The organism is Williamwhitmania sp. (assembly GCA_035529935.1).
Classification (GTDB): domain Bacteria; phylum Bacteroidota; class Bacteroidia; order Bacteroidales; family Williamwhitmaniaceae; genus Williamwhitmania.
This window is the reverse complement of record DATKVT010000071.1, coordinates 1-13,396: the sequence shown is the minus strand read 5'-3', so window position 1 is coordinate 13,396 and position 13,396 is coordinate 1. Positions and strand designations below refer to the sequence as shown.

The 13,396-nt window shown below is 41.2% G+C and carries 11 protein-coding genes; 1 reads left to right on the top strand and 10 read right to left on the bottom strand.

All coding sequences use genetic code 11. From position 1 onward, the window contains the following. Window positions 1-506: 506 nt before the first annotated feature. The 10 genes from VMW01_05385 to rlmF form a co-directional block, all read right to left on the bottom strand. Window positions 507-809, bottom strand: a complete 303-nt coding sequence (locus VMW01_05385) for a type II toxin-antitoxin system RelE/ParE family toxin (protein ID HUW05672.1) — start codon at window positions 807-809, stop codon at window positions 507-509. Beyond that, the gene (locus VMW01_05380) at window positions 802-1,053 is read right to left on the bottom strand and encodes a type II toxin-antitoxin system ParD family antitoxin (protein HUW05671.1); all 252 of its coding nucleotides are present in this window, start codon (window positions 1,051-1,053) and stop codon (window positions 802-804) included. Before VMW01_05380 ends, VMW01_05385 begins: the two co-directional genes overlap by 8 nt. A 159-nt stretch (window positions 1,054-1,212) precedes the next feature. Beyond that, a complete protein-coding gene (locus tag VMW01_05375; GenBank protein HUW05670.1) occupies window positions 1,213-1,758 on the bottom strand; it encodes a WG repeat-containing protein in 546 nt (181 codons plus the stop codon). 172 nt (window positions 1,759-1,930) lie between these two features. Continuing rightward, window positions 1,931-3,091 (bottom strand): Wadjet anti-phage system protein JetD domain-containing protein, encoded by a 1,161-nt coding sequence (locus VMW01_05370; GenBank protein HUW05669.1) that lies wholly within the window; start codon window positions 3,089-3,091, stop codon window positions 1,931-1,933. Then, window positions 3,088-6,432: an SbcC/MukB-like Walker B domain-containing protein gene (locus VMW01_05365; protein ID HUW05668.1), complete on the bottom strand. Its 3,345-nt coding sequence runs from the start codon at window positions 6,430-6,432 to the stop codon at window positions 3,088-3,090. Before VMW01_05365 ends, VMW01_05370 begins: the two co-directional genes overlap by 4 nt. Before the next feature lie 37 nt (window positions 6,433-6,469). Further along, window positions 6,470-7,045 (bottom strand): DUF4194 domain-containing protein, encoded by a 576-nt coding sequence (locus VMW01_05360; GenBank protein ID HUW05667.1) that lies wholly within the window; start codon window positions 7,043-7,045, stop codon window positions 6,470-6,472. Beyond that, on the bottom strand, window positions 7,042-8,502 hold the full coding sequence (locus tag VMW01_05355; GenBank protein HUW05666.1) for a DUF3375 domain-containing protein: 1,461 nt from the start codon (window positions 8,500-8,502) through the stop codon (window positions 7,042-7,044). The genes VMW01_05360 and VMW01_05355 overlap by 4 nt, the downstream gene beginning before the upstream one ends. A gap of 360 nt (window positions 8,503-8,862) precedes the next feature. Further along, entirely contained in the window at window positions 8,863-9,375 is a 513-nt protein-coding gene (locus VMW01_05350) for a ferritin-like domain-containing protein (protein ID HUW05665.1), read from the bottom strand. Between the two features lie 122 nt (window positions 9,376-9,497). Beyond that, a complete protein-coding gene (locus VMW01_05345; GenBank protein HUW05664.1) occupies window positions 9,498-10,505 on the bottom strand; it encodes an acyltransferase in 1,008 nt (335 codons plus the stop codon). Between the two features lie 285 nt (window positions 10,506-10,790). Next, a complete protein-coding gene (gene rlmF / locus VMW01_05340; protein ID HUW05663.1) occupies window positions 10,791-11,774 on the bottom strand; it encodes a 23S rRNA (adenine(1618)-N(6))-methyltransferase RlmF in 984 nt (327 codons plus the stop codon). Between the two features lie 41 nt (window positions 11,775-11,815). Here rlmF and VMW01_05335 point away from each other — a divergent pair, with 41 nt between their 5' ends. Next, on the top strand, window positions 11,816-13,150 hold the full coding sequence (locus tag VMW01_05335) for a DNA methyltransferase (protein HUW05662.1): 1,335 nt from the start codon (window positions 11,816-11,818) through the stop codon (window positions 13,148-13,150). Window positions 13,151-13,396 lie beyond the last annotated feature (246 nt).

Below are 13,396 nucleotides of genomic sequence, written 5' to 3'. Positions count from 1 at the left end.
CTTACCGGCTCTACCCTTACGTAGGGTGCCTCGGGAGTTTGGTCGGCGGCGGCCGAGCTGCAGCTTACCAGCACTGCAGAAGAGCCCACCGCAATAATGAAAAGCAGCATCCGGCCATAGCCTTGCTGCATAAGCTGTTTCGCACAGTTGCATCTTGTTTTCATCCTAGTAGAATTGATTTTAAATGGCCGTATGAAGCCCACATGCTGAATAGCTTCATTCTTACTTGTAATTGCAGAGGATGTGGGCTTCATACGCTTACCTTACTATTAATTTTCACCTTAAACCTGCGACAAAAGTAAGGTAACGAGGGTGAGGGTCAAGGGACAAACCTCCTCAACCGACAATAATAGAGCGCGAAACGTAGGAATGGGGTGGATGAAAGGAGCAGAGAGAATTACTCCTGAAGCATGTGTTCACTAACAGAAATCAATTTTTGTTTTTGAAGACCAGAAAAGTCTAGAAGGAGTCGGCAAATGCTAATATTTACCGCTTAATAATTAGGGTTATTTTTCAATTACTCTATTCTCTAAATCCATTTGTTCATGAAGAATTCTTGTGATTTCTACCTCATTATTCTCAATCTTGCGGTAAAAGATTATGTGCCGTCCTGCTTTAAATCCCAACAAGTTTTCTACAACTCCTGAATAATTCTTACCCAAATCAGGGTTACTTGCAACCTCTTTGCAATTTTCGATGAGCATGTGGTAATAGCGGTCCGCTTGCTCTTCAGACCATTTATTTAAAGTGTAATTCCAAATCTGAGTTAAGTCGTTAACGGCCTGAACCGTAAATTTAGACTTAGCCATTCAACCTCTTTTTAGCTTTTAATTCCACTAAGTATGTTTCAGGGTTAAAATCAGAAGCAATTCCGCTATCAATGCCCTCTTGAACTGCGTCTCTTAAGACCATTATCTTGTTTTCCTCCTCTTCCAAAAGTCGCAATCCAGCACGAACAACCTCACTTGCGTTTTTGTATCGGCCTGAAGATATTCTGCTTTTAATAAAGCTGTCAAAATATTTTCCAATCGATATTGATGTGTTCCTTTCCATGACTTACTATTTTTTTCAAATATACCGATTATTGGTACAGATGTCAAATTCTGGTTTCATATTATAACATTGTTTTTATGGTCGCTTCCACCAAAACTTCCAATTGCAACAATAGCAAGAGTGAACAGGAGATAGACACAATGTCTGCCATCGAACATTTTAGTTTCCCATATGCTTATTAACCCTCCGCCCCGTTTTGTCGATGTAATACCAGCTGTTGCTAAGCCAAGTCTTGTGTTCCCCGTCCAACTGCTCCGTGCACTCCATGCTGACCTTTGCAACTCCGTGCTTAAAGGGCCAAGCACACTTAAACTGAGGTTGAATAACAACCCTACCCGTGGCAGAGTCTGCAAAGCCGATTTTAGCATTCTCCACTATTCTAAAAAGCCCCTCAGATGGCATGTCTGGTCCGTTGTCAAAGGGGAAGACCTCATATAGCGTCTTCTCGTTCCGGTCGATTGCAACAAAGCCAACGTTAGGCTTTAAAACTATGGCATAGGTTCTAAAGGTATCGGTAAAGCAAATGGCATACTTACCCTGCGGGATAACCGTGTCCCCATTTTGATTCTTATACCCACACTCATCTTTAAGGGAGTCCGCAAAACGGATTAGGTAGTCTGTCGGCTTAACCGTCTGCCCAAGGCTTGTCAAGCTGCTAGCAAGCAGCACGAGAAGCAGGAGAATATTGGTGCGGAGTGGGTTCATGGGATGAAAATTTAACATTTGGCGGTATGGTTAGTTGCCGATTTCGAAACACTTACCTACCCAAGTTACAACTACTTTTGATACGAGCTGTGCCGGTGCACTTGTGTAGGCAAGCTCTTTAACTGGCTTTGGTCGTGTATTGTTTTTTTTTGCGACCAGCCAATGTGCTTGACTATGAAGCGAGGTTTTCTTTATCAAAAAATTCATTGACATAATCGAATGGAATTTTTTCCTGTTCTAATCGCCAATTGTTTGTTTTCAGAATTTCATATAGTTTTTGTTCACTGTCAGTCAAATTAAGTGATGTATAAATATTTGTTTGGGTTCCTAAATCATTTTCGAAGAATTTTTCAAAGGTTGCAAAATCCATTAATATACTTTTGGGTTGCTTAAAATAGCTTCTGAATTGAGATAAAATTTCAAAACCTTGTACGTCTATGTCGCCCCAATAAAGCAATTCAAGATTAGCAAACCAATGAACATGTTTGAGGTTGTAAACACTATATCCGCTTCCAAATATTGCAATAGAGCCGTTCATCTTGGGTAGTGTCAAAGTTGTATAAAGCGTTGTTTTATTTTCTACGACCAATACTTTTTTAATCGGTAAATTCAATGTTTCAAATTGGCTTATAGGAACAGCAATATCGTCAACTCCCGAAAAGAATTTTTCGGCTATTGCTCTGTCAAGAACTTTAAACCGTATTTGAGATTCGGCATATTTCAGGTTAAATCTTTTCTCAAACTCCTTTTCTTCGTTATAGATATGCTCTGAAATCAGAATGTTAAGCAATTCTTTGATTACCGCCTGGTTGCGTTCAATAAATTTGGTATGAACCTGTATTGGCAATTCCCTTATGTACAAATTTGGTTTAGGATTTTGTTTAAAGTATCGACAAACTTTTAAAATACTTTCCCATTCAGGCTGGTTATTAATAACTTTAATGGGGTTTTTTATTATCCAATCTTTTAATTCTGGAAATGCCTCGATGATTTTAACAACGCTTGTTTTGAATAATTCAGCTTCTTTTTCCTTGCTCAAAAATTTCAGAAAATCTTTTTCAGTATCAAAGAAAATTGAGATTGGTAAGTCTTGTATTCCTAACGACTTTGTTCTTACTTGTTGAAATTCCAATGTGTATCCATATCCTTTTTTCTCTTTAGATTGGTTGACGATTTGTTGTATTTCTTTTTCAAATTCGGATAAAGAAGATTTGGTATATGACTTATCGCCACGAATTACAAGTTTCTCAAAAGACCTATTCTCAACCAATGATTGAAGAAAAGAAATGTATTTTCTTTCGGCTTTGTCTTTTATTTCTTTGGGTGTAATCATTGATTCAGATAATTTGCTTTTTCTTCTTTGAATTGTTCGATAGGCATATCATACAACCACGAATGTCTTTCTTCTATGCGTTCTACAAAATGAACAAATGAAATATATGGTTCCACTATATCAATATTTGTTGTTGGAGTAACAACCAAAAACTGTAAATGCAATTGTTTGCATAATTCCAATAGATATTTTGCTTTATCGCCATCTTGATTCGTGAAACTTTCATCAATAGCGATAAATCGGAATGAATTGCTATGTAAACCTTCTTTAGTTAACCCAAATTGATATGCAACGGCTGCACAAAGAATTGTATAGGTTAGCTGTGGTTTTTCACCTCCTGACATTGCTCCCATACCTTCGTATGTTTTAAATTTCTGATTGTTTTCTTTGTAAAACTCTTCAGCCTTGTAACTGAACCAAAAGCGAACGTCCATTACTTTTTTACGCCATTCTTCTTTATCCAATTTCGAAATTAAAGGTTCAATATGGTTGTAAAAGTGATTTTTTCGACCATCAATAGAAGCATCAACTTCCCTGATGTTGGGAATTGCTTTTTCGAGTAGATTACGGAACTCTTTTACTTCATCACTAATTTTATTGGGTGCCACAAGCTGAATGTATGTTTGAGGCTTGCTTTTAAAATCAATATCTTTCAGAGAATCGTTCAAATGCTTGATGTTCTCTTTGATTGAATCTGACCAGTTCTCGAAAAACATTCTGAAATCGCCCACTTTGTTGGTAATGGTTTCCTGCAAATAATCGTTGAATTTCTTTTCAAATTTTGGTAGATTGTCTTTTTCTAATCTTTCTAAAAATCTTTGATATTCACTGATTAAGTCTAAATTGGTAGAATCAGGCAATGAATTCACATCAGAACGCCAATCTTTAAATTTATTTAGAATTTCTTCTGAAGGTTGTTTAAAGGTGTTTATTTTAATAATTACTTCTCTTTCGCTTTGTTGTTTTAGATTTTTTAGTTCAGTTTCTCTACTTGATAATTCCTTTAGAAAATTAGATTGTGTTGTCCTGATATTGGGAAATTCTATATTTAAAATTTCAAGATTGTTGTTTTCAAACTCAACAATTTCAGTAATACCTGTAATCTGAATTGTCTTTTCATTCCTTTCTATTTCTCCTTCAATGATTTCAATGTCTTTTCCTTTTTTGAAAATCTCTTGACTTTTATCGAAAATACTAACGTCCGATACTTGTTTTAAATTCACTTGAACCTTGCTCAGCTGTTCTTGCAATTTCTTTACACGGTCGTTGGTTTTTTCTAAATCAGTTTTCTGTTTCTCTTTTTCAAGAATATCTTGAGCATAGATTTGCCAGTTTATATCATCGTATTTATCAAATTTTGAAAACAGACTATGGCATTCGTCTCTGAATATTCCCAAATTTTTTATTTCACTGTTCTTATTTGTAATAGCTTTCCTATTGTCGGTTTGCTGGTTTTGCAGATTGGTTAATTCTTTCTTTAATGCAGCAATTTTTTCTTTGTTATCCCAACCCAGAACATAGTTCTCTTTTTTCGTGATATGTGGACGGTCATCCTTTTCGTGCTTCCCTTTTTTGAATTTTATCAGTCCGCTTTGGGTTATTGCCATTTCAGAATAGCGTTCAAATTCTGTGAGATTATCTACACAAACAAAATCAAATTGATTTTGTAAATAATCCTCAATCCATTCGTAATATTGCGTTCTGGGCTTAATTTCAATTTTATTTACAATAGATTTATCGCTTATGTTTTTGTTCTGAAAATTTTTTAGATAGTTTTCTTCATACTTATCATACCGAATTCTACCTCTCAAATTATTGCTGTTTACATATTCGTTTACTTTGGAGTAATATTTTGGCGGAACAATCAATCGCAGAGCAAAATTGTGAAGCACTTTTTCGATGGAAGATTCCCAATTCACTTCATCTTCTTTTACTTTGATGAGTTCGCCAATAAACGGGATTTCTTCTTTGCTTGCTCCAATTTGTGCAATAATCTCATCTCGTATTTCCGCTTCTCGTCCAGCGATATTGTTTTTGTTTTTTTGAAGAGTTTGAATCGTGCTTACTAATTCCTCTGTTGATTTTGTTAATTCGTCATCTTTGTTTTTCAATGCGCGAAGGTTTTCGCTTTCATCCTCAATTTTTTGTTGAGTGTTTTGTTTTAACTGCTTGGCTTTATCACGGTTTGCAATAAAAGCATCTTCATTGGGATTTGTTTGCAAATCAACACCTTGAGCTATTTTATTGTAGTCGTCAAGCTTCTTACTTCGCAATGTTTTACTTGTCTCAAGCTGCTTAATTTCCTTTTCCAAATCCTTGATTTTACTACCAACTTCGTCTTTTTCAATAGAGATGGAAATCGCTCGTTCTTCTTGTTTCAGTGTTTCTTCTCTGTTTCGTAATAAAACCAATTCATCATTAAGACGATGCAATTCTTCCTTACATTTTTCTAATTCCTTTTTGCCTAATTCAACTCCTTTTTTTGCAAACCAATAAACTGACGTTTCTTTTGTTTTTTCTAATTGCTCCAAATCAACTTGTATATTGGTTAGTTTTTGGGCAATCTCATTTATTGGCATTAATTGTTTGATTTGTTCCTTGGCTTTTTCAATGTTTGTTTTTGCATCCATTAAAGTCAGAAAACTTTCTTTCAACTGAATAAACTCTGTTTCAGCATCTAGCTCCTCTAACATATTTGTTCTGATAAACTCATCTAAATCTTCTAAAACTTTTACGCCTACCACCTGATTAAACAAACTCAATGCTTTAACGGAACGCATACCAAACAAACTCGCCATTCTTTCAGCATATGCCGTTGGACCATCAATAAATTCAATTATCTTTTTTGTTGTATTCGAATTGTATGCTTTATCTAACCTTCTTTTCCACAATCCTTTTGAATCAAAATCTCCAAAATCTTTTTCTATTTCAAGCGATGTATGAGCAATGCCAAACTGCCGGTTTAATTCTCCACTACTACTAAACCAACGAACTTGAAACAGCGTTACTTGTTTTAAATCTGTGTTTTTAAAATGAGCAAGAATAACTGAGTAAGTGTTTTTTTCTCTCAACTTTTGTGTAGAAGTAGAGCTTTTACCTTCTTCTTGAATATTTCCATAATGTCCCAAAACGTAGGTTTCTTCAGTTCGATTACCTTTCTTATCAACGCCTGATGATTGATTGTAAAACCTATCTTTTTTTGCAGGAACCATTAATGTAAGTAGTGCATCTATGTATGTGCTTTTTCCTGACGCATTAGCACCAGTCAACAAGGAGTTATTTCCCTGTGGGTTAATTCTAAACACTTTCTCATCAAACGTTCCCCAGTTAAAAACTTCCATATATTGAAGTCTGAAACCCGCCTTGTCGGAACTTGTGCTAAACAGACTCAACATATTCCTGCAATCTTGTTTTGAAATCCTGTAAAATATCCAGTGTTATTTTTTCTTTGATAATTCGATGTATTCGGTATCTTGTTTCGTTGTCTTTTTTACTGACTTCTTTCAAATAGCCCAAATCAACAGTAGCGTTGATATACCTGTCAAGTTCTTTTATGAAACTCTTTCTATTGAACTTTTCAGGAAGGAATAACTCTAATTCGTCTCTTATTTCAGTATTTGTAATAAATTTTTCAGTAGCTAACTGGGTTGGGTTGCTATCAAATTCTTCCAAACTCTGTCTTAGCACAACAAGCACAATTGATGTTTCAAAACCAACTTGTCGTCTTTGAACTAACCCAAGAGTATTTCCTTCGCTATCTTCAAGTTGCTTTACAAAGGCAAATCCTTCATCTTTTTTTATAATGAGTTCCAACCCAATTTGGCTTATGTAGTCTTGTATCTCGTTTTGATACATTACTACATTTTCCCATTCATTTGAGTTTCGCTCAATTGGTGATTTCAACAATCTAACAATTGCTTTGCTATATGGCTTTTTATAGTTTTCTAAATTCATTTGGTCAATATAATTTCGGGGATTTTGATTTGCTTTCTGTTTTCAGAATCAAACACTATACTTTGAGATTTGTCTGGACTAATGACGTGTTTAAATTCTTTTACAATTCCTATGTATCCAAACAATTCAGGAAGGCCTTTATCAAGTCCACCGTAATAATCAACCACATCTAACAGTGTTGCCTGAGATTTTTCTTTCAGAATATCTTTAATCCTTTTCCTCAGCAACTCTTTGTCAATATTTGTTTGAGAAAACAGTTTTACCAAATGGTTGGAAGAAGTGATGTCTTCGTCTGCAATTTTAGGCTTGTCTTTGTAGATAATGTCTTCGCTTTGTTCTGTGGTTAATTTGCGTTCAAACGTGATGTTAATCACGATTTCGGTCTCCAATTCAAATGAAATTTCAGGCTTCTTTTTTATCTTGCTGATTTCAACAAGTTGTTTCTTTATTTCCTGAATGATGGTTTTCGTGGCTTCCGATTTAGAACTTTCGTTTTCACGGATAATACGGCTGAGCTTTTCAGCCATTTTATCGTTGGCTTTATACACTTTTTGGCCAGCACTGTGAAGATGTTTCTTCATCCCTTTCAGGAATGGGTCACTCACTGGAATTGATTTCTCTTCCAATGTCTTGTACAATTCTTTCGTAAGACTATCCCATTTGTTTTGCAAGTTGGGATTTAGGATGAACGACCAAAAAGCATAAAAACTTTTCCCTTGCTGACTTTCTTTCAACGCATCTAGTGCATCGAAAGTAAATTCCAAAATATCGCTTTTGGATAAACTCCCGTCAGCGTGTTTTTGATAAATGCCTTTCGTGATTTCTTTGAAATTGTCTTCAACCTCTTTGAAGTCAGATAACAATTCCTTGGCAGATTGATTGATTTGATTGAAACGAGGAACAATTTCAAATTCCTCGAATACTTTTACATCTTCGCCCGTTTTGATTCGTTGAATTTGTTGTTCAATTTCCAATTTCTTTTCTTCCAATATTTGAATTCGTTTTTCAGAATCTTCGTTCGTATTCTCAACCAATTCTTTCAACTGATTCAGGATGTTGTTGAATTTTGATTCTGTACCTACAAATTCTTCTTTTTTCAAACTCGCTAACCAATCAATGGTTTTGCTTGAATGAGATGAAAGTTCATAAAAAACTTCACCTTGTTCATCGGGATAATTAGTTAAAAAGCCTTTGTTTGTCCAACTTAGGATATATTTTTTGGCTTTTGTCTCGTAGGAATCAAAAACCTCAATGTCGCTTTCCTCGTCTTTCTCAATTTTTCTGTAATCTAAGAAGTCTGCAAGTTGGGCAATGATTTTTTCTTCTGATATAGCTCCTTGATGAGCAGAAAATGTATTGATGAGAAATACGATGATAGCTTCCCTGTTTCTCAACCGGAGAAGTTCTACACTTGGTGAGTTATTTAATGTTTCTGCTATCTTTTGAATTTCAATCATTCTATGACAATCTTGGTGCGTCGGCAAGAAAACAGTTCTTTTGCAAACGTTAGTCGTGCCTCGGCATGTGCGGTTTGCAAATGTGCTGTTTTGAGTGTTGGCTGTTCATAATTTCTTTTCCTGTCATTTAATCAGAAAATTGTCTGCTGGGTGGTTATCTACACTTGTCGTTAACTCGTTTACAACAAAACATTTGGTGGACTCATCCCGACCAATTTGGGTGGATAGACACATCTTTTGGTGTGGTTTATTTCCTAACTAAATTAAGCAAAATTTCACAAAAACAAAAAAAAAACACCGGCACCCTCCGCAACAAACGTAGCGGAGCAGTGCCGGTGCATATGTTTACAGGGGCTTTTGCTAGAACCTCATCTTCTTAAACTCCTCCTTCATTCGGAGAATATCGGTAAGCCAATCCTCAATGTCGTTCTCGTGCTCCACCTCCTCGTTTAAAATGGTAACGGCCATTTGGTGGGTAGCGTGGTCCTTGCCATTGGTAAAGTCGGCAATCTCCTGGTAGCGCTGTATGGCGCAGCGTTCACCCTTCAGGTTCTGCTCCAGAATAACCTCAATGTAGGGGTCCGAAGGCTCGTCGTAGGAGCAGCGGGCCAGTTTGGTCCACTGGTTGGGATTCATTACGGGGGTTCCGCCCAGCTGAATAATCCGGTTCACCACCAGCACGGCGTGACCAAGCTCCTGCGTGGCGTGCAGCAGCAGCTCGGGTTCCACCTCGCTGCGCATGGGTCCCTCCATTAGGCGGGCACCAATCCAGTATTGGTAGTAGGCCAGCCACTCCTCAGAGAGGGCGGCATTCAGCATTTCCAAAAGTTTGTTTACATCCACCGATGCAACCTTAATCGACTGTTTTCCCATGGTAATAACTTTTAATTAAGGCCTAAGTTACCCATAAAGGAGAAGAATGTCAAGGCTTTTAGCTGCGGTTAACAACAATTACCGCTCGTTATGGCTTTGCACAAAAGGTGCTGCAAAAAACGTTAGCCAAGTCCACGCCCACCGGTAAACAGCCCGTAAAGCTTAGGCGAGAGAGCCTTGAGCAGTGCCCCCACACCAATACAAAAGGCAATTATCACCACCGGAAGCAGTATGTAGGCCACCATTCGGCGGATATCGGGCGCACCAATCACCTGCAGGGCGCTATCGATGGCAAAGGCCACCAAGGGGGCATGGAGCCCGTAAATCATGAACGAGTAGGAGCTGAGATGGGCAAACCACTCGCGCTTGATGCTCCACCTTACCAGCATGTTGAAGCCATACCAGCAGAAAACGAAGCCACTAAGCTCCACCAGCTTGTGCATTATGGTGAGCGTGGGAAAAACGGCATCGCCCAGCCATGCCATTCCCCTAAAGGCTAGCAGAGTCTTTACCAGCGATAGCCCAATAAATATGGGCCCCCATAATTTTGGGCTAAGCCAACGCGTGGGTGTATCGATATTAAAATCGGTTTTGGCAATCCAAATGCCCAGCCCGTAAAAGACCAGCCCCTCGCCCTCCATTAGCCCCACGTTAACCGTGGCCCACCAAAGAAGCCCAGCAAGCGAGAAGTAAACCCAACGAGCAATCCGGTAGGTCATGCACCACCGAATGGCGGGGTAGGCAATGTTGTAAATGAGCAGCACACGAATAAACCACAGCTGGTAGGGAACGGGGGCTAATATCCAGCGGACTAACACATCATACCAGTGGTAATCGGCAAGGAAGATGCGGGTATCATCAATCTGCATCATATGGGTGCTGGCAATAATGTTGCGGGTATAGGCAAAGTGCTCCATTCCAAACACAAGAGCAAGCCCCACTGCACTCCACAAGAGGTAGGGAATTCCAAGCGTGCGAAGCCGCTTACGTGTTCTCACGCCGTAGGGCTTATAGTCGCTAAGGGTATAGAGAAAGCCCGAAATGGCAAAGAGCATGGGGACAAAGAAGCGAAAAAGGCCATTGGCCGTAAGGTATTCGAAAAAGGTTGTAAAGGTTAGGGGTTCATTCACCAGCGTCTAGGGCTCCAGGTAGCGCTCGTTGAGGTTATAGCCGTGAACAATCACCAAGAGAATCATGGAGAGGAAGAGCCAGAACCGAAACTTGGAGCTGTTAAATTCGGAGAGTGTTGCCATGGGGAAGCATTGTTAAATTAACCATTCTCACGCATACCATTCTGTCTGTTTGCACGGCATAACCGGTGCCATGCATCAGGATAAATGTAGCACAAAATTGCATTCAACAGATAAATTGTGGCTTCTCACAAAGGGAGAAAACCGGTTGGAGCCAATTTCGAACTACCGACTTGCGGTAGCGCCGCTCCATCGCTCACTGCGCCACTGCCGCTGCTCTTGGCTGCTGAGAAATGTCCACGCCACCACGCGGCTAATTTTCTGTCCTTGCTCCATGGTAACAAGGCGCATGTCGGCAACATTGGCAGCCTTCAGTGCGCGGTGAATTGAGGACAGGATATCACCCTTGGAAACCAAGGTGGTAAACCAAAAGCACTGGTGCGAAAAATCGGCACTTTGGGTTATCATATTGCGAATAAACGCCTCCTCCCCGCCTTCGCACCACAGTTCGTTGGCCTGGCCACCAAAGTTGAGCACCAGCTTTTCACCACGGCTATGACCAAGGTTACGCAGCTTGCGCTGGGTTCCGGCAGCGGCCTCCTGGGGCGAGGCATGAAAGGGTGGATTGCAAAGGGTGAAGTCGAAGCGCTCATCGGGAAGAATAATGTTGCGGAAGATATCAGCCGAATAGGGCTGCTGCCTGCACTCCACCGCTTCGGCAAGAAAAGAGTTGAGCGCCACAATGCGGCTGGACGATTCAATGGCCACCGCATCAATATCGGCACCCACAAAGCGCCAGCCATACTCACGGCAGCCAATAACGGGGTAGACGCAGCTGGCACCCACACCAACATCCAACCCCCGAACCGAATGGCCCCGCGGAATGGTTCCGTCGTTGCCAAAAGCCAGCAGGTCGGCCAAATGGTGGATATAGTCGGCTCGTCCGGGAATGGGAGGACAAAGGTATCCATCGGGGATATCCCAACCCTCAACCCCATAGAAGTGCACCAGCAAGGCTCGGTTTAGCGCCTTTACCGCATTGGGGTTGGCAAAGTCAACCGACTCGTTCCCATACTGGTTCACAAACAGGTAGGCAGCCAGCTCGGGGCTACTGCCAACCAGCTCGGCAAAGTTGTAGCCAAAACGATGGAGATTGCGCGGGTGTAGTCCGGGCTTTGCCGATGAGGAGCTTTGAGCGGTGCCAGCCATTAAATCAACAGATTAAAACATGCAGCACAAAGGTAAGGGAAATGGCGCATTTACCTCACCATTTCAACCTGCAGGAAATCCTGTGGCACTATGCCCTCAAATCGCTATCTTTACCCATTCAACCATCAATTCTCATGGCTGCGACACAGGCAAAGAGTTTCTCCCAACAGCTGGAATCACTTCTGAAAACCCATGGCATTGCGGGTGTGGTGCGCGACACCCTTCCCCTCAACGGCATGGAAGTGTCACGCTACACCGGGGAGTTCTGGACCTCGCGGCAACGACAGGCCAACCCGCTGCACGAAATATCGTACCGTGCCTGCTTTAAGCCACAGCTACCCCGATTCTTTATTGAGCGGCTAACGCAACCTAGCGAAAGAGTTTACGACCCCTTTAGCGGTCGCGGTACCACCGCACTGGAGGCGGCGCTGCTGGGAAGAATACCCACGGCAAACGATATCAACCCACTGAGCGCCATAATGGTGGCACCACGGTTTGCCCCACCCACTGCTGACGAGGTAAAGAGCCGTTTGTCGCAGCTGGACCTAACCGCAAAGGCAAGTGCCGACACCGACCTAAGCATGTTCTACCACCCCGACACCGAAAGGGAGTTGGTTAACCTTCGCGCCTATATTCTTGAAAAGGAAGAAAAAGGCTCCCTTGATAGCATCGACCGATGGATTCGCATGGTGGCAACCAACCGGCTTACGGGGCACTCCACCAACTTTTTCTCGGGCTACACCTTTCCGCCCAACCAGGCGGTAAGCGCCGAGCGGCAAAAGCTCATCAACATAAAGCGCGAGCAAATACCGCCCTACAAAAACGTAAAGGAGATTATCCTAAAAAAGACGAAGGATTTGCTGAAGGGCATTAGCGAGAAGGAGCGCTCCACCCTAATGGAATCGGGTAGCAAGGCGTTGCTGCTCACCGGCGCCGCACACGCTACGGCCGCCATTGCCGCCAACTCGGTTGCACTAACGGTTACCTCGCCACCCTTCCTCGACGTGGTGCAGTACTCCGACGACAACTGGCTTCGCTGCTGGTTCAACGGCATCGATGCAGAAGCAGTAGCAGCAGGCATAACCATGAGTAAAAAGGTGGAGGATTGGAACTTGGTGATGCAGCAGGTGTTTCACGAGCTGTTTCGAATAACCCAGCCGGGAGGGCACGTAGCCTTTGAGGTTGGCGAGGTAAAAAACGGTAAAATAAAGCTGGACGAGGTTGTTGTTCCGCTTGGCATGGCAGCAGGATTTACCTGCGAGGCCATCGTAATCAACAGCCAAGCCTTTACCAAAACCGCCAACATTTGGGGGGTAAGCAACAACGCAAAGGGAACCAATACCAATAGGATAGTGGTGTTTAGGAAAGGGAGTTAGAGGAAGTTAGAGGAAGTTAGAGGAAGTTAGAGGAAGTTAGAGGAAGTTAGAAGGAGTTAGAAGAATCTCGATAAAAAGCCAGAGTGTAGATACGCAAGGCATTGTGTCTTATCAATTCCAACAATTGAATTTAGTCACCGGTAGAGGCGAAAAGTATTTCATCCTAAAACCAAACCTCGGAGAGGTTGAATACGAATAGCCATGGGCGCAAGCCCATGGAACAGGAACCCATCCCAAGAACTAGCG